20 protein-coding genes are annotated in these 20409 nt (G+C 46.9%); 18 read left to right on the plus strand and 2 right to left on the minus strand.

Features of this window, described 5'->3' with window-relative positions; all coding sequences use genetic code 11:
* The first annotated feature begins 15 nt into the window (after window positions 1-15).
* Genes lepB through acpS form a run of 6 tightly spaced genes read left to right on the plus strand, consistent with a single transcriptional unit; the run spans window position 16 to window position 4360 of the window.
* Window positions 16-939, plus strand: a complete 924-nt coding sequence (lepB, locus tag JAO78_RS01610) for a signal peptidase I (protein WP_226749605.1) — start codon at window positions 16-18, stop codon at window positions 937-939.
* A 9-nt stretch (window positions 940-948) separates the two neighbouring features.
* Window positions 949-1623 (plus strand): ribonuclease III, encoded by a 675-nt coding sequence (gene rnc / locus JAO78_RS01615; protein WP_226749606.1) that lies wholly within the window; start codon window positions 949-951, stop codon window positions 1621-1623.
* Entirely contained in the window at window positions 1613-2530 is a 918-nt protein-coding gene (gene era, locus JAO78_RS01620; RefSeq protein ID WP_226749607.1) for a GTPase Era, read from the plus strand. Before rnc ends, era begins: the two co-directional genes overlap by 11 nt.
* An 8-nt stretch (window positions 2531-2538) precedes the next feature.
* Window positions 2539-3231: a DNA repair protein RecO gene (recO, locus tag JAO78_RS01625; protein ID WP_226749608.1), complete on the plus strand. Its 693-nt coding sequence runs from the start codon at window positions 2539-2541 to the stop codon at window positions 3229-3231.
* Window positions 3232-3251: 20 nt separating this feature from the next.
* Window positions 3252-3983 (plus strand): pyridoxine 5'-phosphate synthase, encoded by a 732-nt coding sequence (pdxJ, locus tag JAO78_RS01630; protein ID WP_226749609.1) that lies wholly within the window; start codon window positions 3252-3254, stop codon window positions 3981-3983.
* Window positions 3983-4360, plus strand: a complete 378-nt coding sequence (gene acpS / locus JAO78_RS01635; protein WP_226749610.1) for a holo-ACP synthase — start codon at window positions 3983-3985, stop codon at window positions 4358-4360. Before pdxJ ends, acpS begins: the two co-directional genes overlap by 1 nt.
* 2 nt (window positions 4361-4362) lie before the next feature.
* Here acpS and JAO78_RS01640 read toward each other — a convergent pair whose 3' ends face one another.
* Window positions 4363-7077 carry a response regulator gene (locus tag JAO78_RS01640; protein WP_226749611.1) on the minus strand — a complete coding sequence of 905 codons (2715 nt, stop codon included), beginning with the start codon at window positions 7075-7077 and terminating at the stop codon, window positions 4363-4365.
* An 83-nt stretch (window positions 7078-7160) separates the two neighbouring features.
* Between JAO78_RS01640 and rlmD the strand changes: the two genes are divergently transcribed.
* The 6 genes from rlmD to JAO78_RS01670 all read left to right on the plus strand — a co-directional run bounded on the left by rlmD (window position 7161) and on the right by JAO78_RS01670 (window position 15661).
* On the plus strand, window positions 7161-8486 hold the full coding sequence (rlmD, locus tag JAO78_RS01645) for a 23S rRNA (uracil(1939)-C(5))-methyltransferase RlmD (protein WP_226749612.1): 1326 nt from the start codon (window positions 7161-7163) through the stop codon (window positions 8484-8486).
* A 64-nt stretch (window positions 8487-8550) separates the two neighbouring features.
* On the plus strand, window positions 8551-10746 hold the full coding sequence (gene relA / locus JAO78_RS01650) for a GTP diphosphokinase (RefSeq protein WP_226749613.1): 2196 nt from the start codon (window positions 8551-8553) through the stop codon (window positions 10744-10746).
* A gap of 26 nt (window positions 10747-10772) precedes the next feature.
* A complete protein-coding gene (mazG, locus tag JAO78_RS01655; protein ID WP_226749614.1) occupies window positions 10773-11549 on the plus strand; it encodes a nucleoside triphosphate pyrophosphohydrolase in 777 nt (258 codons plus the stop codon).
* Between the two features lie 301 nt (window positions 11550-11850).
* Window positions 11851-13488 (plus strand): CTP synthase, encoded by a 1638-nt coding sequence (pyrG, locus tag JAO78_RS01660; protein WP_226749615.1) that lies wholly within the window; start codon window positions 11851-11853, stop codon window positions 13486-13488.
* 60 nt (window positions 13489-13548) lie between these two features.
* Window positions 13549-14841 carry a phosphopyruvate hydratase gene (gene eno, locus JAO78_RS01665; RefSeq protein ID WP_226749616.1) on the plus strand — a complete coding sequence of 431 codons (1293 nt, stop codon included), beginning with the start codon at window positions 13549-13551 and terminating at the stop codon, window positions 14839-14841.
* 205 nt (window positions 14842-15046) lie between these two features.
* Window positions 15047-15661 carry a hypothetical protein gene (locus JAO78_RS01670; RefSeq protein ID WP_226749617.1) on the plus strand — a complete coding sequence of 205 codons (615 nt, stop codon included), beginning with the start codon at window positions 15047-15049 and terminating at the stop codon, window positions 15659-15661.
* A 36-nt stretch (window positions 15662-15697) separates the two neighbouring features.
* Here the strand turns inward: JAO78_RS01670 and JAO78_RS01675 are convergent, their stop codons facing one another.
* Window positions 15698-16216, minus strand: coding sequence for a DUF1569 domain-containing protein (locus JAO78_RS01675; protein WP_226749618.1), 519 nt, complete (start codon window positions 16214-16216; stop codon window positions 15698-15700).
* Window positions 16217-16410: 194 nt separating this feature from the next.
* On the opposite strand from JAO78_RS01675, the gene JAO78_RS01680 reads away from it, so the two are divergent.
* From JAO78_RS01680 to surE, 6 genes are all read left to right on the plus strand, one after another.
* A complete protein-coding gene (locus JAO78_RS01680; RefSeq protein ID WP_226749619.1) occupies window positions 16411-17064 on the plus strand; it encodes a hypothetical protein in 654 nt (217 codons plus the stop codon).
* A 65-nt stretch (window positions 17065-17129) separates the two neighbouring features.
* Window positions 17130-17408 carry a cell division protein FtsB gene (ftsB, locus tag JAO78_RS01685; protein ID WP_226749620.1) on the plus strand — a complete coding sequence of 93 codons (279 nt, stop codon included), beginning with the start codon at window positions 17130-17132 and terminating at the stop codon, window positions 17406-17408.
* Window positions 17408-18100 (plus strand): 2-C-methyl-D-erythritol 4-phosphate cytidylyltransferase, encoded by a 693-nt coding sequence (ispD, locus tag JAO78_RS01690; protein ID WP_226749621.1) that lies wholly within the window; start codon window positions 17408-17410, stop codon window positions 18098-18100. Before ftsB ends, ispD begins: the two co-directional genes overlap by 1 nt.
* Window positions 18100-18579 carry a 2-C-methyl-D-erythritol 2,4-cyclodiphosphate synthase gene (ispF, locus tag JAO78_RS01695; RefSeq protein WP_226749622.1) on the plus strand — a complete coding sequence of 160 codons (480 nt, stop codon included), beginning with the start codon at window positions 18100-18102 and terminating at the stop codon, window positions 18577-18579. The genes ispD and ispF overlap by 1 nt, the downstream gene beginning before the upstream one ends.
* Window positions 18573-19655, plus strand: a complete 1083-nt coding sequence (gene truD, locus JAO78_RS01700) for a tRNA pseudouridine(13) synthase TruD (RefSeq protein WP_226749623.1) — start codon at window positions 18573-18575, stop codon at window positions 19653-19655. Before ispF ends, truD begins: the two co-directional genes overlap by 7 nt.
* Window positions 19656-20408, plus strand: coding sequence for a 5'/3'-nucleotidase SurE (surE, locus tag JAO78_RS01705; RefSeq protein WP_226749624.1), 753 nt, complete (start codon window positions 19656-19658; stop codon window positions 20406-20408).
* Window position 20409 lies beyond the last annotated feature (1 nt).

The raw sequence follows: 20409 nt of genomic DNA on the forward strand, positions 1-20409 counted from the left end.
GATTAAGGAAGCTTAATGGCTGGTTATTTTGCAATATTTTTGGTGTTACTGACGTTAGCATGTACCGTTACTTGGTTATTAGAGCGGTTTTTACTCGCGCCGAAGCGGCAGCAAAAATTAGCTTTTGCCAATGCCCAATCGAAGTCGGTATTGCCAGAACAGGTGCAGCAGGACTTTTTAAAACAGCCGGCCATTGTTGAAACCGCTATTTCAATTTTACCGGTGGTTGCGGGCATCACCTTGTTACGCTCGTTTTTATACGAGCCGTTTCAAATTCCGTCAGGATCGATGATGCCGACTTTATTGGTCGGTGATTTTATTTTGGTAGAAAAGTTTTCTTATGATGTGAAAGATCCGGTTTGGCGCAAAACCCTGTGGTCAAACAATCAGCCTGAGCGTGGAGATGTTGCGGTATTTAAATATCCGCCTAATCCACGTTTAGACTATATCAAGCGGGTTGTGGGTTTGCCTGGCGATCGCATTGTGTATAAGCAAAAGCAATTGTATATTCAACGCGCTTGTAGCGAAGGTCAAACCAGCGGCTGCGGCAATTTAGAAATGATCCCGTTAACCTTTCAAGCCGAAGCCGAGTTCTTTATGGGGCCGTTACCACAACGCCGATATGAAGAAACGCTGGGGCAGGTAACGCACAATATTTTGCAAACGCCGATGCTGCCAGACAATCTACAGGATTTCTATCGTCAGCCAGGTACGGGTATTGATGAGTTTGTTGTACCTGCAGGCCACTATTTTGTACTAGGTGATAATCGCGACAACAGTGTTGATAGTCGGTTTTGGGGCTTTGTGCCTGCCGATAACATGGTTGGTAAAGCGGTATTTGTCTGGATGAGTTTTGAATTTAGCGAAGACCCGAATAGCTGGTTACCGCGTTGGGTTCCGGTTGGTGTACGTTTTGCACGACTAGGACCGATCCATTAAGAGTGTTTTATGCATAAACCGTTAGCACCGCTGATGCGCAAATTAAGTTATGAGTTTCAGCAACCCGCCTTATTGGAGCAGGCGCTGACCCACCGCAGTTGTAAAGGACAACATAACGAGCGGTTAGAATTTCTAGGTGATGCCTTACTGGGTCTGGTCATTGCGGAAGCGTTATTTGAGCGTTTTCCAGAGACCCGCGAAGGCGATTTAACACGCATGCGCTCGGCGCTGGTAAAAGGGGTCACTTTAGCCTCTATTGCCCAAGAATTAGGCTTATCTGAGTTTTTACGTTTAGGGCCAGGTGAGTTAAAAAGTGGTGGTTTTCGTCGAGAATCGATTTTAGCGGATGCGCTAGAAGCGATTATTGGGGCAATTTATTTAGATAGCGGTATGGCAGCGTGTAAAGCGCAAATCATGTTGTGGTTTGCACAGCGTTTACAAGAGATTACCCCAGGCCAGCAAAAAGACTCGAAAACCCTGCTGCAAGAATATTTACAAGGGTTACGTAAACCCTTGCCTACCTACGATGTGATTGCCACCGTGGGTGAGGCTCATCAGCAAACTTTCACTGTGCGTTGCACCGTGCCAGGCATGCCCCCGATTAATGCGACCGGTTCATCTCGGCGCAAAGCTGAGCAGGATGCGGCTCAGTTGGCTTTGGAACAAATTAAACATGACAGATAAGCAACAGCCCGACGCAGCAACGACTTTTGCCGGTTTGGTGGCCATAGTTGGGCGGCCGAATGTCGGTAAATCGACCCTGTTAAATAAATTAGTGGGTCAGAAAGTCAGTATTACCTCAAAAAAGCCACAAACAACACGTCATCGTATTGTCGGTATTGATACTCAAGAGCAGTATCAAACCGTCTATGTCGATACCCCAGGCCTGCATATTGAAGAAAAACGCGCGATTAACCGCCTGATGAACAAAGCGGCTTCGTCATCAATTCAAGACGTTGAGTGTGTGATTTTTGTGGTTGAAGGCACGCGTTGGCACGATGATGATCAAATGGTGCTGAACAAACTGATCGCGGCCAATAAACCAGTGGTGTTAGTGGTGAACAAAGTCGATTTGTATAAAGACAAATCAGATTTATTACCCCATTTGCAGTGGTTGGGTAGCCAGTTACCGTTTTTAGACGTGGTGCCGTTATCTGCTGAAACCGGCGATAATGTTGAAGCTCTACGTAAAGTGATACAACGCCAGTTGCCGCCTTGCGAATTCTTTTTCCCAGAAGATTATATTACCGATCGCTCGCAGCGTTTTATGGCAGCGGAAATCGTCCGTGAAAAACTGATGCGCTTTCTCGGTGATGAATTACCTTATGCCGTTACGGTGGAGATCGAGCGCTTTAAATGGGAAGAAAAACACTTTCATATTGCAGCGTTAGTACTGGTTGAGCGCGAAAGTCAGAAGCGAATGGTCATTGGTAACAAAGGCGAGCGGATCAAGCAAATTGCCACCGAAGCCCGGCTAGATATGGCGGACATGTTGGATGCGCCGGTGTTTTTGCAAGTCTGGGTTAAAGTGAAATCGGGTTGGGCAGATGATGAGCGAGCGCTGCGCAGCTTAGGTTACGGCGAAGATTAAGCTCGCCAATGGACGCTAAGCTCTGGCCTGCCTATATTTTGCATAGCCGTCCCTTTCAGGAAGATAAACTTTTATTGTCACTGTTGTTACCTGAGCAAGGGCGCATTAGCGCTGTTGCGCGGCGACGCAGTGGCAAACAGCATCGCGCACTCCAACCTTTTCAGTTGTTCTCGGTTAGTTTAACCGGGCGCAGTGACTTAAAAACGGTAAAACAGCTCGAAGAGAGCAGTGCCGCCAGCCAATTAAGCGGTAAGGTGCTGTTCAGTGGTCTGTATCTCAATGAATTGATATGTCGTATATGGCCTGCTGATCAGCCATCAGATAACTTATTTGCTTTATATCAACAGGCATTAGCCGCGCTAGTGCAGGTACAACAACAAGCAACGGGTTTAGAAAGTGCGTTGCGCCAATTTGAATTGGCCTTATTAGACGAATTAGGCGTATTACCTGACTGGTCATCTGACTGCTATGATCGACCTTTGCAAGCCGATCAGCATTATAGTTACGTGTCAGAGCAAGGCTTGGTGCCCGTGCAGCAAGGCTGGCCTGGTGCTATGTTGCTAGCGCTGGCCGCAGAGCAATGGCATGTTGTTGGGCTATTACCGGTGGCTAAGCAACTGACTCGACAATTACTGGCCCCGTTACTGGGCAATAAACCTTTAGCCAGCAGGGCATTATTTACTTCGTCCGATAAGGCGTAACCCAAAGAGTGGAGAGAAAAATGACGGCAATTTATTTGGGTGTCAATATTGATCACGTGGCAACAGTGCGTAATGCACGTGGCACTTATTATCCCGAGCCAGTGCACGCGGCAATGATGGCTGAGCAAGCCGGTGCGGATGGCATTACCGTGCATTTGCGCGAAGACCGCCGCCATATTATTGATCGCGATGTGTTTATTTTACGCGAGACCATCGCAACACGGCTCAATTTTGAAATGGCACTGACCGATGAAATGCTGGGCATTGCGGCTAAACTGAAACCGCATTTTTGCTGTTTAGTCCCAGAAAAGCGTGAAGAATTGACCACCGAAGGCGGTTTAGAAGTTGCCGGTAAATTAAGCCAAATGCGTGATGCTGTGGCGCAACTTGCCGCAGATAATATTTTGGTGTCACTGTTTATTGATGCCGATAAAAAACAAATTGCTGCCGCAGCCGAAGTCGGCGCACCCTTTATCGAGATCCACACGGGTAAGTATGCCGAAGCCAAGCATCCCGCGGAGCAGTTAGCCGAACTAAAGCGTATTCAAGAGGCTGCAACCTATGCGGCTTCTTTGGGGTTAACGGTCAATGCGGGCCATGGTTTGCATTATCATAACGTACAGCCTATTGCGGCTATCCCTGAAATGTACGAGCTTAATATTGGTCATGCCATTATTGCCCGCGCCATTTTTAGCGGTTTAGGCCCAGCAGTAAGCGAAATGAAACGGCTGATGGTGGAGGCACGTCGTTAATGGCGATCCGCGGCCTAGGTACTGATATTGTGGCGATAGAACGCATTGCCCGAAGTTTGCAGCAGACCCCTCGATTAGTGCTGCGGGTGTTAACCCCGTTTGAGCAAGAGCAATATCAAAATCATCGGCAACCCGAGCGTTACTTTGCAAAACGTTTTGCCGCGAAAGAAGCCGCGGCAAAAGCCTTGGGTACCGGTATTGGTCGTGGCATTTCATTTCAACATTTTGAGATCCGTAATGATGTCTGGGGCAAGCCTGAGTTAACCTTAACCGAGCAAGCCGCTGTGTTAGCTGCCGAGAAGGGCGTTACCGCAGTTTGGCTCAGTATTAGTGATGAGCAGGCTTATGCTTGTGCCACGGTCATTTTAGAATCTTAAGCTCAGGGCTCTGGCATCGACGGATCGATGCCATAGAGCAGTTGGATAACATCGTCTAACTCAGATAACTCCGGCTCTAATAGCTTGATATTGGCGCCGCGTTTTAATTGTGTTTCAAGCGCTTCCAGTAGATTTTTTAACCTGGGTACACCGGTATAACAACATCCACCATGCAGTTTGTGTAAGGCATGCAGCAGCATTTGTTGGTCATTGTCTCTAATCGCTTGGTTAATTTGTTTTTCAGACTGCGGTAAGCTTTTTAACAACATCAGCAGCATCTCTTGCGCTAATTCCGGTTTACCTGCCGCCCGTTGTAACGCCATGGGCCAATCGATTAAAGGCACCACTTGTAAGGCTTGTTGCTGGGTATCTTGATGTTTTTGCAGCTGACAATACTCTTGCAAGGTAAACAACAGCATTTTGTCATCTAACGGTTTGGTTAAAAATTCATTAAAGCCGGCATTGATTAAGCGTGTACGCTCGCCATCCATCGCATGTGCGGTCACAGCAATAATCGGTGTACGCTCATTTAACGAGCTTTGTCGAATGCGTTGACACGCCGTGATGCCATCCATCACCGGCATATTAATGTCCATAAAGATAATATCGTAGGCATGCTGCGTCGATTTCTGCCACGCGGCGGCACCATCACGAGCCGAATCCAGAACATGCACATGCTCACGTAAAAGCGTATTAATCAGTTTTAGATTGGCTTCGTTATCGTCGACCGTTAACACTTTTAAGCCCGGCGATAGCATCTCTTCACTTTGGCCATTGGCTTGAGCAATGTCGGTATAGGGCTGAGCTAAGGTTAAAGCTAATTTGCGCATATGAGCCGGCTTGGGTAAACAAGCGCTGGCGCCTGAGCTGAGCAATACCTCACGCAAGTTGGGTGATAAGGTATTCACCAACAAATAGACATGCTGACAGTGTGCTTTAATGCGCTGCACCAGCGTAATAATTTCATTAACTTGATTAATCGCAACGGCACGGCCTAATAAACCGATATCATAAGCCTTAGTCTTACTGAGCGCTTGTTGCAGTTGCGCTTTGGTGGCGCAGGCCGTAACCACCATTCCCCAGCTGCTCAACAGTTGTAAGGTGGCCTCGCGTGAATATTGCTGTGGTTCAAAATACAAAACGGTTTTTTCAGCCAGCAACTCTAGTGGTAACGCTTCGGCAACCGACAATTGATGGCGTTGGCACTTAATGGTAAACCAAAAAGTTGACCCCTCGGCTAACTTGCTTTCAAAGCCAATAGTACCTTGCATGGCTAGCACTAACCGTTTCGAGATAAGCAAGCCTAAGCCAGAGCCGGTTTGTTGGTCGCTTTGCTCAAGGGGTGTGACGCCATCAAATAAATGACGTTTTTTATCTTCACTGATGCCACGACCGGTATCTTTAACCGAAATTTGTAGCTGAATTTGTTCATCGTTCAAACTGGTGGCTTTAACCCGAATGATGATACTGCCATGCTCAGTAAATTTAATGGCATTACCGGCAATATTCATCAATACCTGAGTTAATCGGGCCGGATCGGCTACCACGGCATCAGGGCAATCTGGCTCGACCAATAACACCAACTCTAATTGCTTATCAAAGGCGTTGCTGACTAATAATTCGATGGTATCGTTTAGCACGTCGCGCAGAGAAAACGGCTCAGGATTAATCGACATACGGCCTTCTTCTAACCGCGAAAAATCCAAAACATCATTGACCAAATTCAATAAGCTATTCGCTGACTTCTGGATAGTTTGTAGATAGTCACTTTGATGGTGAGTCAGCGGGGTTTTTAATAATTGCCGGGTAAAGCCAATGACGGCGTTTAACGGGGTGCGTAATTCATGGCTCATTTTGGCTAAAAAATCAGACTTTTGTCGGTTGTCTTCTAGCGCTTTGCGTTTCGCAAAATCGAGCTGGATGTTTTGGATCTCCAGTTGCTCCATGCTCAGTCGTAAATCGCTAGTTACTTGTTCGATATTTTGCTGCATTTCTTGCTCTAGCCGAGACAGGTGTTCGGCTAATTTCAATAAGCCTTGTTGAAAATTATCAAACTCTCTAACACCTAACAAATAAGGCCGCAGTCGATATTGTCCATCCATCAATTGCTGCATTTGCCGTTTCAGGCGTTGCAGTTCAGGTTGCAGTTTTTGAATTAAAAATAGGGTTAAACCCAGTGCGAGCAGCAAGACTAAAGCAATTAAAGCGCCGCTTTGCAGCACCCCTAATTGTTGCTGTAATAAAATATGTTGTTGGTCAAACTGTAATAGCAAATAGCCAGGGTCTTCTGCCAGTAAATTGTTATCGCGCAATAATGGCTGATAGACAATTAATTGTGGTTGGGACGAATAAAAGCGGATTTGCGAAGGCTTAGTGGCTTGTTGATGCACCGCATGAGTAGATAAATCTTGTTGGCTATTGCTGGTGAGTAATAAACGGCCCTCAGCATCAAATAACGAAATACTGGTAATCAAGGGGGCATTTAAACGATGAGCATGTTCCAGCAAAGGCAGAACGGTTTTTAGTGGCTGTTGTTGTAACAGGGGTTGGCTGCTAATTGCCAACATCAGGGCGACATTGGCAGCACGCTCATGCAAGTGTAATTCACTGGCCTGTTGTTGCCGGTGGTTAAAATAGCTAGCCAGCAGTATACCCACCAGCAAGCTGGGTAGCACACTACAAAGAATTAACCAAAAACGTAGACCAATTTTTTTCATCAGGGCACGGCACTTGTTACAATTAAGCTCAGCCATGTCATAATGACACATGATCCTTTAAATGCCTATAAGACCTGCATCGAATGGTAACGCTCTATAAACCGAAACAAAAATCGCAACACCTTGGCCAGCAAGTAAAATTGCAAGTGGAATCGACCGATTATGAAGTCAATGGTATTGGTCGTTGGCAACAGAAGATTGCTTTTGTCAGCGGTGCTTTAGCAGGCGAACAGGTGCTTGCTAAAGTGACTGAAGATAAAACGCATTTTATTAAAGCGCGCGTTGAGCGGGTACTTAAAGCCAGCCCATTGCGAGTGACGCCTTTTTGCCCGCATTATCAGTTATGTGGTGGCTGTCAATTGCAGCATGTTGCCAGTGCCGAGCAAGCACAATTAAAACAACAAGGTGTAGATGAATTAATCCGTCATCAAACCGGTTTAGGAGAGTTGCCATGGCAGCCATTGTTAACGGGGCCCGATCAAGGTTATCGGCGTAAAGCGCGAATTGGTGTCTGGTTTGATCGTAAACGCAAGCAGCTGACGGTTGGCTTTCGAGAAAGTGCCAGCAAAACCCTCACGCCCATTAATACCTGTGCTGTACTGCAGCCGCAGTTACAGCCTATTTTTGCAGTATTACAACAGGTTGTACCACAATTATCAGAGCCGAGTGCGATCACGCATGTTGAAGTGATTGCCGCTGAGCAGCAAGTGTTTTTAATTGTGAGGCACACAAAGCCATTGACCACCGCTGAGCAACAATTATTTGTTACGGCGTGGCCTGAAGCGGTTTGGCTGGGTGAAGCCGAAGCAGGGCAGTTAACAAACTGGCAGCCTAATGCGCCGAGTCCGCGTTATCGGTTAAGCGAGCAAGGTTTAGAGTTGGCCTTTGCCGCAACTGATTTTATTCAAGTCAATCCGCAATTAAATCAGCAAATGGTGTCATTAGCGCTACAATGGTTGCAGCCGCATGCTGAGGATAATATTCTTGATTTGTATGCAGGTATGGGCAATTTTAGTTTAGCCTTGGCGCAGCGCGCTAAATTGGTGCATGGTGTTGAAGGACTTGCCACTATGGTGCAGCAAGCCACGGCGAATGCCCAACTTAATGGCATTACGAACGCCCAGTTTTGGCAAGCCGATTTGCATTTAGCTTGGGGTAAAACGGACTGGAATAACCCGATTTACCAGAAGATCGTGCTTGATCCTGCCCGAGCCGGTGCCGAAGGCGCGATGCCACAGCTGGTTAAGCTAAAACCGGCACAGATATTGTACATATCGTGCAATGCCGCGACCTTTGCGCGCGATGCAAAAGTGTTGTTACAGTCGGGTTATCAGTTGCAAAATATTGCTGGCATCGATATGTTTCCCCACACGAGTCATCTGGAATTGATGGCGTTGTTCAGTCGTTAGCCAATCTGGCTGACTTTCGTGACGTGCAATAAGCTGGAACGACTTATTTTAATGAGGACAAAGCATGGTTAGGGTGCGCCAGTCACACAGCAGTGGCTACCATGGTGGTGAGACAGTCGAATGGCTGTGCTCACTGGGGCTGTCTGAAAAAAGGATTGGTGCATTATTAGAATGTGCAGCCTGGCTAAAACAGCAACAACTAGACGACGATGTGCTAGAGGTGCGAACCGGCTGGGAAATGGTAGAGATTTTGGCTGATCTTAAAATGGATCAGGACTCACTGCTTGCCTCCTTGTTATTTCCTGCTTTTGAGGCGGGCCTGCTGGAATTGGCGCAGATTGAAGCCAATTTTTCTGCTCCGGTGGCCTTGCTGCTGTCTGCAGTGCAACAAATGGAAGCGATCCGCACTATCCCAACCAGCGTTAAGCAAGGTGCGGATGGCCAACAAGCGGATAACTTACGGCGCATGTTGCTAGCCATGGTAGAAGATGTGCGCGCGGTGGTGATTAAATTAGCGGCACAAATTTGCTATCTGCGTGATGTGAAAGATGCCGATGAAGAAACGCGTGTTCTCGCGGCGAAAGAAACTAATGCTATTTTTGCGCCCTTAGCCAACCGTTTAGGTATTGGCCAATTAAAATGGGAACTTGAAGATCTGGCGTTTCGCTATTTGCATCCAACCACATATAAACAGGTGGCCAGTTTACTGGAAGAGCGACGCTTAGATCGCGAACAATATATGCAAGATTTTGTGGCTGCGGTTCGGCAAAAAATGCTCGACGCGCAAGTGCAAGCCGAAGTTTACGGGCGGCCGAAACACATTTTTAGCATTTGGAAGAAAATGCAGAAAAAGCAACTGTCTTTCGAACAGTTGTATGACATCAGAGCGGTTCGGATTGTGACCGAGCGTGTGCAAGATTGTTATGCGTCTTTGGGGTTAGTGCACACCAATTGGCGACATTTACCCAAAGAGTTCGACGATTACATCGCCACGCCAAAACAAAATGGTTATCAATCCATTCATACCGTGGTGCTAGGCCCACAAGGGCGGCCGATCGAGATCCAGATCCGTACACGGCAAATGCATGAAGATGCCGAGTTGGGTGTCGCGGCGCATTGGCGTTACAAAGAGGGCGGCGCGGCCAGCAAAACCGTGGCGAACGATGAAAAAATTAGCTGGTTACGTAAGTTACTGCAATGGCAAGAAGATTTAGCCGATGGCACCGACTTGGCTGAAGAGTTGCGTACTCAGGTCATTGAAGATCGCGTTTATGTCTTTACGCCCAAAGGCGATATTGTTGATTTACCGATGGGCTCGACACCGTTAGATTTTGCTTACTATGTACATTCTAATGTTGGACATCGTTGTATCGGCGCGAAAATTTCTGGGCGCATCGTGCCTTTTACCTACCAATTAAAAACCGGTGATCAGGTCGAAATTCTTACGGGGCGTGAGCCCAACCCCAGCCGAGATTGGCTAAATCCTAATTTAGGCTACTTAAAATCAAGTCGGGCACGCTCTAAGGTACAATATTGGTTCCGCTTACAGGATCGTGATAAGAATTTGTCAGCCGGTCGCGAATTACTCGATGCCGAATTGAATCGGTTAAACCTGCAGATTGAAGCGCCAACCAAGGTGTTGCAACGCTTTAATGTCAATAGCATGGACGAGCTATTAGTGGGCATTGGCGGTGGTGAAATCAAAGTGACACAAGTGGTCCACTTTATTCAAAGCCAAAGCCCAAATCATGAATTACCCGAGATTGATCCGCGTTTAAAAACCAAACCGCTACCCACTAATAAAGTGAAAAGTGATGTGGTGGTGCAAGGTGTGGGTAATTTGCTAACACATATGGCGGGCTGTTGTCAGCCGTTACCAGGCGATGCCATTATTGGCTATATCACGCAAGGTCGTGGTATTGCGATTCACCGTGATGATTGCGATCAGTTCAAAACTTTATTGGATTCACATCCAGAGCGGGTGGTTGATGCCACTTGGGGCGACAAGTATGCCTCTGGTTACGAAGTCGATATTCGGATTGTGGCCAATGATCGTAATGGCTTGTTACGCGATATCACCAGTATCTTGGCCAATGAAAAAGCCAACGTGACCAGTATGAGCAGTAGTTCGGATATTAAAGCGCAAACCGCGGTGATTAATATGACGATGGAACTGTACAACTTGGACTCGTTAAATAAACTGCTGAGTAAAATTAGCCAAATAGACGATGTGATTGAAGCAAAACGCTTTCATCATTAAGCCGTTAAGTATAAGAAGAGTTAGCCGTGTCTGAACCCATTTCACGCTTGTTAAGCATCATGTCCGCATTACGCGATCCTGTTAGCGGTTGTCCGTGGGATCTGAAGCAAAGCTACGCCAGCATTGTGCCCTACACTTTAGAAGAGGCCTATGAAGTGGCTGATGCCATCGCGCGTGATAGCTTTGATGAGCTGAAAGATGAATTAGGCGATTTGCTGTTTCAAGTGGTGTTTTATGCCCAGTTAGCTAAAGAAGAAGGTCGCTTTCAGTTTGAAGATTGTGTCACGGCCATTTGCGATAAATTAGAGCGTCGCCATCCGCATGTGTTTGGTAATCTCAGTGCAGAAGATGCCGACACCGTGCTAAAAAATTGGGAAGCCCTGAAAAGCACGGAGCGTAAAGAGAGCGGGCAACACAGTGTGCTGGATAATATTCCGCAAGCGATGCCAGCATTAAGCCGTGCTTATAAGCTGCAAAAACGCTGTGCTAATGTCGGTTTTGATTGGCCGGATGTTAGCGGTTGCTGGAATAAAGTCAAAGAAGAGATTTTAGAAGTTGAACAAACCGCCCCGGGCAGTGCCGAGCTAGCAGAAGAACTCGGCGACTTAATGTTTGCGCTGGTGAATGTGGTGCGTAAGCATAAACTGGATCCTGAGGCGGTTTTACGTGCGGCGAACAGTAAGTTTGAAAAGCGCTTTCGCGCGGTCGAACTAACGCTTGCCGAGCAAGGCCGCAGCACTGAACAGGCCTCTTTGGACGAAATGGAACAGATTTGGCAGCAGGTAAAGCGCCAACCGTCATAATGGCGGCCCAGTGGCATGCACAGGGCGGTAATGACCGCCCTTAACTACCGGCTTGAAGTAAAGGGTTATGCAGATTGCTTGTTGCATTGCAACTTGCTGGTCTTACCTGTTTTACGTTGTGCAATTATTTAACGACTAACACAGCTTTAGATTGAGCCGCTGTTCGGCCTTTGCTATACTTTCCTCCCGTCCTGATACCAAACATTTTAAGCCCTTGTTTTAACAGCAACCGATAGTTTTATCGGTGCTAAATGCTTTTTTTGTTTGGCGAAATCTTCTATTACTGCGTTTCTGGGGTCTTATGGCGACACGATATATTTTTGTGACGGGTGGGGTTGTCTCATCTCTAGGTAAAGGCATTGCTGCGGCATCGCTGGCGGCAATTCTGGAAGCGCGTGGTTTAAATGTCACTCTGCTGAAATTGGATCCTTACATCAACGTCGATCCTGGCACGATGAGCCCGATCCAACATGGTGAAGTTTTCGTTACCGAAGACGGTGCGGAAACGGATCTGGATTTGGGGCACTACGAGCGCTTTATTCGCACTAAAATGACGAAGTTAAATAACTTTACGCAAGGCCGCATCTACGCTGACGTATTGCGCCGTGAGCGTCGTGGTGACTATTTAGGTGCCACCATTCAAGTTATCCCGCATATCACTAACGAAATTAAAAACCGCGTGGTTGCCGGTGCCGATGGCTATGATATTGCCATTGTCGAAATTGGCGGTACGGTCGGTGATATTGAATCGCTACCTTTCTTAGAAGCTATTCGTCAGCTGGGTACCGAAGTGGGTCGTGAGCGCACTTTGTTTATGCATTTAACCTTGGTGCCTTACTTAGGCACGGCTGGCGAGATCAAAACCAAGCCAACTCAACACTCGGTAAAAGAGCTGCGTTCTATCGGTATTCAACCTGATATTCTGGTTTGCCGTTCCGATCGGGCGATCCCGAATAACGAACGGGCTAAAATAGCGCTGTTTACTAATGTTGAAGAAAAAGCAGTTATTTCGCTAAAAGACGTCTCAAGCATTTATCAAATTCCGGCTTTGTTGAAATCACAAGGCTTGGACGATTTAGTCTGTCGCCGTTTCCATATCGATGCACCTGAAGCCGATTTAGCGGAATGGGAACAGGTTTTATACCAAGAGTCGAACCCGACGGGCGAGATCACCATTGGTATGGTTGGTAAGTATGTGGAGTTACCCGATGCGTATAAATCGGTGAATGAAGCTTTGGGTCATGCCGGTTTAAAAAATCGCGTTACCGTTAATATTAAATACATCGACTCGCAAGATATTAAGAGCAAAGGCCCTGCAATATTAAGCGGTTTAGACGGTATCTTAGTACCGGGTGGCTTTGGTGAGCGCGGTGTTGAAGGTAAAATTTTAGCGGCGCAATTTGCTCGCGAAAACAAAGTACCTTATTTGGGCATTTGTTTAGGTATGCAAGTTGCTTTAATTGAATATGCGCGTAACGTGGCGGGTATGCCAGAAGCTCACTCTACTGAATTTAATAAAGAAACACCGTATCCGGTGGTCGGTTTGATCACCGAATGGCGCGATGCAGATGGCTCAGTTGAAGTGCGTACTAACGACTCTGACCTGGGCGGCACCATGCGCTTGGGTAGCCAAAACTGTAATTTGGTTGCCGATACCAAAGCCTTTAGTATTTATGGTCAAGCGGTGATACAAGAACGTCATCGCCACCGTTATGAAGTGAATAACAATTTAAGACCAAAATTAGAAGCTGCCGGCTTGGTGATTTCTGGTTTATCAGCTGATAATCAGCTGGTTGAGATGATTGAAATACCCGATCATCCTTGGTTTGTGGCTGGACAGTTCCATCCGGAGTTTAATTCGACGCCGCGCGATGGCCATCCATTGTTCCAAAGCTTTGTTGCCGCTGCGCATAAGTTCCAAAAACAGCAGCGCGTATAACTTTAGCAAGCCGTGTTGGATAACACGGCTTTTTTGTCTTTATCAAGGGGATCTTAAATTATGTCAGAAATTGCAAAAATTATTGCTCGCGAAATCGTAGACTCACGTGGTAACCCGACAGTCGAAGCGGATGTGTATTTGACCAGTGGTGTAATGGGGCGCGGTTGTGCACCCTCAGGCGCCTCAACCGGTTCACGCGAAGCCTTAGAGTTACGTGATGGTGATAAAAGCCGTTATTTGGGCAAGGGCGTATTAAAAGCGGTTGCCAATATTGATGGCCCGATCCAAGCAGCGTTAGTCGGCAAAAATGCTTACCAACAAGCTGACATCGATCAGATCATGATCGATTTAGACGGTACTGAAACCAAATCAAAATTAGGCGCAAACGCCATTTTAGCGGTATCACTGGCCGTAGCGCGTGCTGCCGCTGCCGATAAAAAGATCCCATTATATCAACACATTGCTGATTTAAATGGCACTTCGGGTGTTTACAGCATGCCAGTACCGATGATGAATATCATCAACGGTGGCGAGCATGCTGACAATAACGTTGATATTCAAGAATTTATGGTGCAGCCTGTCGGCGCTAAAACCTTTGCTGAAGCATTACGCATGGGCGCTGAGATTTTCCATAGCTTGAAAAAAGAGCTGCAAAAACGCGGTTTAAACACTGCAGTGGGTGATGAAGGCGGTTTTGCACCTGATTTGAAATCTAACGAAGAAGCTTTATCGGTTATCGTTGAAGCGGTAAAAGCTGCCGGCTACGAAATGGATAAAGACATTACGTTAGCCTTAGATTGTGCGGCCTCTGAATTTTATAAAAACGGTCAGTACGTGTTAAGCGGCGAGAACAAAAGCTTTGATTCCTATGGTTTCAACGATTACTTAGCCGGTTTATCACAGCGTTATCCGATCGTTTCTATTGAAGATGGTTTAGACGAAAGTGATTGGGATGGCTGGAAAGATTTAACCAACAAAATTGGCACTAAAGTGCAATTAGTTGGTGACGATCTGTTTGTCACCAATACCAAGATCCTGACACGCGGTATTGAGCAGGGCATCGGTAACTCAATTTTGATTAAGTTTAATCAAATTGGCTCGTTAACCGAAACCTTAGCCGCTATCAAAATGGCTAAAGACGCGGGCTTTACTGCAGTTATTTCACACCGTAGCGGCGAAACCGAAGATGCCTTTATTGCGGATTTAGCGGTGGGTACCGCAGCCGGTCAAATTAAGACCGGTTCACTGTGTCGTTCAGATCGCGTTGCGAAGTACAATCAATTACTGCGGATCGAACAAGAGTTAGGCAGCAAGGCCCCCTACAAAGGCCGTAGCGAAATCAAAGGCCAGTAATTTAGGCTTTGTTTCCCGGTAGCCGCCAGGCTACCGGTATAACTGCTTGCGGCATGCACCCTGCTGTGGCAGAGCACCATCTTTATTGTGCTTAACGCATAACATATGATGAAGATCAAAGCTGCTGCAGCTTTATTGAAATTTTCCCGCCGAAACGCAATGGCTGCGTTATAGTCAATATATCTAACAACTTTTTAGGTTTGCTATGAAAAGACATGCTTTGATTCAGATATGTTGTGCAGTATTAGGTGCCGGTTTCATCAGCATCACCTCAGCGCAAAATAAACCAAGTCCAACATTAAGTGAGATTGATTTATCACAAGTGCAAATTAATGGCATACAGCTTGATATGAGTAAAGCCACGGTAGAACGATTGTTAAAACATCAATTTAGTCACAGCGATGAGAGCAGTGAGAGCAGTGATACCAGTATAGCGGCATTTAAATGTGTGAAAACACAGTGTCAGGCACAGCGTAATGGGGCAGACGGTGAAACCTTGTTAAATGTGTATTTTAATCGGCAACAACAAGCGTACTGGATTGTATTACAAACCCAAGCTCAGCTGGCTGAAACACCACCGCAGTGTTTAGTGGTGGCCGCAGAGCAGCTTGATGCCTTAAGGCAAAAATATCATCCTGAAGATGTGAAACATTTTTATGGCCCGAATGCCGTCACTTTACGCTTAAATAAACAAGGTCATCCTGATCCGGCAGATAATATCTTTTATGGTTACCGCGTGCAGATAAAATGTGAGCCGTTTGCTCGCGGTATAGCAAGTAGTGAATACGAGCTCCGCGATAAAGCCATTGAGTTACGCTAAGATAACCACTGGCGAGTTAATCTGTCGTTCCGCTAGTTAGCGAGAGACAATCTGCTGCAAGTGTTGTTCTAAAAATAACGCATGCACTTTGTAGTACTGCGCCTTGGTGAGGCTACCGTAAGCAAAATGCGCGGCTAATTCGCCCTGCCAATTAATAAATTCCTGTAATTCAAACATTAACTCATGTAGTGCCACATCATTAGGAACGTCTACTGCCAGTGGTGGTGCGCCAGGAATCGGCTGCTCCTGCGCCGCTGGCATACTGCCTATTGCGGCATAAAAATTTAGCGCTAATTTACCCACGATATTTTTTTGTAATACCGAGTGATGCTGTGGATAACCCACAATAGAGTAACGTAGGTTTTGCGCACAATGTTGAAAAATCTGACTCACATTCCAGTTCCCCATACTACGGAGTCGATCCGGTTGCATTGCGCGTAAACGTTGTTGCAGATCGGTCAGAGGGTAATGCCGTAAAGTCGCAACAAATTTGCTGCCCAGCACGACAACCAAGGGGGTAAAAGCGGCGGTGCGTAAAAATTGACGACGATTCATCGGACCTATTCTATGGCTAACGGTGGTGTGACTGGCGCTTAAACTACCGTTTTTCGGCGCGAGCGTCCAGTCTGCAGCGATAGCCTGGCGGATAAGCGCTTTGCTGCGAAGGTTTTTTCTTACAGAGCGATTTTTCTGCTTAACAGATGCATTTAGGCTTTTACAATAATCAGGCTATTGGCTAACATCGCTACATGACGATGATGCACGAAAATCAACCACATTTTTGGCAAGCAACTGCAGCCAATCAAACTTATACTGAGCTGTGTAATGCTTTGTATGAGCGTGAGCTATTTCGTTTGGCGGCCACCCCCAGCTCAGAATTAGCACAGTTGCCAAAACGCATCGCCAGTTTACCTTTTTATATTCGACGTGCTGCGAGCAGTATTTTGCAATATCCTGCTAATTTGGCGCTCGATAGTCAAAATGCCTCTTGGTATGGCAAACAATTTAAACGCTGTCCGGCCAGTAAACAGGCGGCGGATCCGATCCTAGCTTTTTACAGCAAAGCAGCGAAACCTGGTCTGATTGTGCCGCTTTACTGCGAAGATAAAACCCTTGAACATATCGTGTTAGACAGTGTTGATGAAGTGGATGTAACAGAGCAGCGTTTGCATTGTAATCAGTATGGTTGGTTTTCGTTTAGTGGTATGCCCTTAGCCGAGGACAACAGTAAGTTGTTTTTACTTAAACCAGACAAGAACATTATGACCGCCGCTTGTTGTGGCCATCAGTGGTTAAACTTACAAAAAAAAGAACCGCGTTTACTCACTTTGCGTGAACTTTTATTGGCTAGCCGCCTAAATTGGCGTAATTTCGCTCGACCACATTTGGGGCAAAGCAGCTGATATAAAGCTTTGCAGTAGCTATTTAACGCTTCATAATAAGCTCAAACAGAAATAACGGTTTAGTTATGCGCATATTAATCGTGCTGTTGCTCATCGTGTTAGCGGCCTTACAACACCGGCTTTGGTTTGGTCAGCTCAGTGTGACAGATTACCTGCGTCAGCAGGAAGAAATAGCCACTCAACAAGCGAGTAATCAGGAGTTGATTAAGCGTAATCGTATGTTGTTGGCGGATGTTGATGATTTACGCCAGGGATTGGAAGCGATAGAAGAGCGAGCTCGCAACGAGCTTGGTCTGATTGCTGAAGATGAAGTTTTTTTTCGGATAGTACCGCGGACACCGTAATGTCATTAAAATCTTTTCCGGCGATTGCCGCCGTGATCCCCGCCGCTGGGGTTGGCCAGCGTATGCAAGCCGATAAACCCAAGCAATACTTGCGCTTACACGGCAAAACCATTTTAGAGCACAGTGTTAAACCGGTGTTAGCCATTAGCGCCGTGCAACAGTTATATTTAGCGCTAAGCCCAAACGATCCCTATTTTGCCGCAACCGGCTTAACCGCTGAAAATATTGTGCGGGTTGATGGTGGTGCAGAGCGGGTGCACTCGGTATTAAATGCGCTGTTAGCGATAGACGCTGAAAAAATGCCTTGGGTACTTGTGCATGATGCTGCGCGACCTTTAGTGCGTCCGCAAGATATCGAGTTACTGATCCAGCGCTGCCTTGAGGTTGGGCATGGTGGTATTTTAGCAACGCCAGTCCGTGATACCATGAAACGTGGTCAAAGCTTAATTAATGCTACGGTAGAGCGCGAGCATTTATGGCATGCGCTTACACCACAATTTTTTCCTACGGCCTTACTCAGAGCGAATATCCAAGCTGCGTTAGCGGCCAAAGTGGTTATCACAGATGAAGCCTCGGCTATGGAATGGGCAAATGAGCCGGTTCTGTTAGTAGAAGGACACAGTGATAATCTTAAAATTACGCGGCCGGCCGATCTGCAGCTGGCAGCGTTTTATTTGGAGCAAAATCAATAATGACAATACGTATTGGTCATGGTTTCGATGTACATGCCTTTGGTGGCGAGGGGCCAGTGACGCTGGGCGGTATCAAAATTCCTTATAGCCAAGGACTGGTTGCACATTCAGATGGTGATGTGGTACTGCATGCGTTAGCCGATGCTTTACTTGGTGCAGTAGCACTCGGTGATATTGGCAAGCATTTTCCTGACACCGATGCAGCGTATAAAGGTATTGATAGCCGCATTTTACTCCGCAAAGTAATGGATGAAGTGCAGCAACGTGGTTATCAGATTGGTAATGTGGATATTACCATTATGGCGCAAGCACCGAAGATGGCACCGCACATTGCCGATATGTGTGCCTGTATTGCTACCGATCTGCAGTGTCAGCCTGAACAAGTTAATGTTAAAGCGACCACCACCGAGCAACTGGGTTTTGTCGGACGTAAAGAAGGTATCGCGGTTGCCGCCGTGGTGTTATTAACCTCATGCTGAATACTGAATCCGCATTAAGTCATCCGTCTTTTCCTGCGCAAGCTGAGTTAGCTTATTTGCACGGTCAACCGCATATTCGCGCCGCTATTCGAGCGGCAGCTGCTGATTTTTTAGTGGTGGAAGAACTTAATTTTACACCGAGCGGTGCCGGTGAACATATTCTGCTGCAAATTGAGAAAACCGGGCAAAATACCCAGTTTATTGCCCGCGAGCTGGCGCGTTTAACCGGTTTACGCGTGCGCGATATTAGCTATGCGGGTTTAAAAGATCGGCATGCGGTCACGCAGCAATGGTTTTGTTTTAAATGGCCCATCAAGCAAGAGCTGGACTGGCAAACCTGGCAAATTGAAGGCGCTAACATCTTACAGATGGTACGGCATTACCGTAAATTGCGCCTAGGTGCTTTAAAGCGCAATCATTTTACTTTACGCTTAACTCAAGTATCTGATATACCGGCGCTAATGGCCAAGTTACCTTTGCTGAAAGCTGGGGTACCTAATTATTATGGTGAGCAACGTTTTGGTCTGGCTGGCGGGAATTTACACCTTGCTGAGCGTTTGTTTCAGGGCGAAAGTATCGCAGATCGGCAATTACGGGGGTTAGCACTATCGGCAAGCCGCTCTTTTTTGTTTAATCAGGTTCTGTCAGCGCGGATCCAAAAAGGTCATTTTCAGCAATTAATGGCTGGGGATGTGGTGCAGCTAAACGGATCTGGCTCGATATTTCCGGTTACTGAACCCGACGCGGTGTTGCAACAGCGGCTCGACAGCGCCGATATTCATCTCACCGCACCTTTATGTGGTGAGGGTAAGGCGTTAGTCAGTGCAGACGCCGCTTTATTTGAACAGCAGGTACTGGCCCCCTGGCAGCACTGGGTTAGCGGTTTAGAGCTACTGCGGGTGCAAGTTGGCCGTCGGGCGATGCGCGTGATCCCCGAGTCGGTCAGCGCTACAGTCGAAGCTGATACGGTGACCTTGCAGTTTGCTTTACCTGCAGGGTGTTTTGCGACGAGTGTCCTGCGAGAGTTAGTGTCTTATCGTGACATTGCCCGCGATCTTGTACAAATGGAGTGTTAAATGCGCATTTTACTGAGTAACGATGACGGGGTGCATGCCCGTGGTATTCAAGTATTACAGCAAGCATTATTACAAATTGCTGAAGTCACTACCGTAGGACCCGATCGTAACTGTAGTGGTGCCAGTAATTCGTTGACCTTACTTAATCCGCTGCGCACACAAACCTTAGACAACGGCTTTATTGCGGTCAATGGCACCCCGACCGATTGTGTGCATTTAGCCATTAGCCAATTATTAGATTTCACACCCGATTTAGTGGTCGCCGGCATCAATCATGGGGCAAACCTCGGGGATGACGTGTTGTACTCTGGCACCGTAGCCGCCGCGACAGAGGGCCGACACCTTGGCTTACCGGCTATCGCCGTGTCGCTTGCCGGGCGTGAAGAACAGCATTTTGCTACGGCGGCGCATGTGACCGTTGAAGTGATCCGTAAATTACAATCACATCCGTTACCTGCTGATCAAATTTTGAATATCAATGTGCCGGCCATTCCCTTGCACGAACTAAAAGGTATTCAGGTGACGCGGCTTGGCCGTCGGCATAAAGCCGAAACCATGAGTAGCTCAACCGATCCTTGGGGTCGAAAAATTTATTGGTACGGCTCTTTAGGGCCAGAATTAGACGCTGGTGAAGGCACGGATTTTCATGCCATTGCAAATGGTTATGCTTCAGTCACACCATTACATGTTGATATGTCTGCCTATAAAAGTATGGAAACCTTGGCACATTGGTTAGAGGGGATCCCATTGTAAT

The sequence above is a fragment of the Alishewanella maricola genome, assembly GCF_016343785.1.
In the GTDB taxonomy this organism is placed as follows: Bacteria; Pseudomonadota; Gammaproteobacteria; order Enterobacterales; family Alteromonadaceae; genus Alishewanella; species Alishewanella maricola.

What these genes read in the sequence shown, in the direction of transcription:
- lepB (WP_226749605.1), top strand. Translation starts at nt 16, where the DNA reads ATGGCTGGTTATTTTGCAATATTTTTGGTGTTACTGACGTTAGCATGT.
- rnc (WP_226749606.1), top strand. Translation starts at nt 949, where the DNA reads ATGCATAAACCGTTAGCACCGCTGATGCGCAAATTAAGTTATGAGTTT.
- era (WP_226749607.1), top strand. Translation starts at nt 1,613, where the DNA reads ATGACAGATAAGCAACAGCCCGACGCAGCAACGACTTTTGCCGGTTTG.
- recO (WP_226749608.1), top strand. Translation starts at nt 2,539, where the DNA reads ATGGACGCTAAGCTCTGGCCTGCCTATATTTTGCATAGCCGTCCCTTT.
- pdxJ (WP_226749609.1), top strand. Translation starts at nt 3,252, where the DNA reads ATGACGGCAATTTATTTGGGTGTCAATATTGATCACGTGGCAACAGTG.
- acpS (WP_226749610.1), top strand. Translation starts at nt 3,983, where the DNA reads ATGGCGATCCGCGGCCTAGGTACTGATATTGTGGCGATAGAACGCATT.
- JAO78_RS01640 (WP_226749611.1), bottom strand. Translation starts at nt 7,077, where the DNA reads ATGAAAAAAATTGGTCTACGTTTTTGGTTAATTCTTTGTAGTGTGCTA.
- rlmD (WP_226749612.1), top strand. Translation starts at nt 7,161, where the DNA reads ATGGTAACGCTCTATAAACCGAAACAAAAATCGCAACACCTTGGCCAG.
- relA (WP_226749613.1), top strand. Translation starts at nt 8,551, where the DNA reads ATGGTTAGGGTGCGCCAGTCACACAGCAGTGGCTACCATGGTGGTGAG.
- pyrG (WP_226749615.1), top strand. Translation starts at nt 11,851, where the DNA reads ATGGCGACACGATATATTTTTGTGACGGGTGGGGTTGTCTCATCTCTA.
- eno (WP_226749616.1), top strand. Translation starts at nt 13,549, where the DNA reads ATGTCAGAAATTGCAAAAATTATTGCTCGCGAAATCGTAGACTCACGT.
- JAO78_RS01670 (WP_226749617.1), top strand. Translation starts at nt 15,047, where the DNA reads ATGAAAAGACATGCTTTGATTCAGATATGTTGTGCAGTATTAGGTGCC.
- JAO78_RS01675 (WP_226749618.1), bottom strand. Translation starts at nt 16,216, where the DNA reads ATGAATCGTCGTCAATTTTTACGCACCGCCGCTTTTACCCCCTTGGTT.
- JAO78_RS01680 (WP_226749619.1), top strand. Translation starts at nt 16,411, where the DNA reads ATGACGATGATGCACGAAAATCAACCACATTTTTGGCAAGCAACTGCA.
- ftsB (WP_226749620.1), top strand. Translation starts at nt 17,130, where the DNA reads ATGCGCATATTAATCGTGCTGTTGCTCATCGTGTTAGCGGCCTTACAA.
- ispD (WP_226749621.1), top strand. Translation starts at nt 17,408, where the DNA reads ATGTCATTAAAATCTTTTCCGGCGATTGCCGCCGTGATCCCCGCCGCT.
- ispF (WP_226749622.1), top strand. Translation starts at nt 18,100, where the DNA reads ATGACAATACGTATTGGTCATGGTTTCGATGTACATGCCTTTGGTGGC.
- truD (WP_226749623.1), top strand. Translation starts at nt 18,573, where the DNA reads ATGCTGAATACTGAATCCGCATTAAGTCATCCGTCTTTTCCTGCGCAA.
- surE (WP_226749624.1), top strand. Translation starts at nt 19,656, where the DNA reads ATGCGCATTTTACTGAGTAACGATGACGGGGTGCATGCCCGTGGTATT.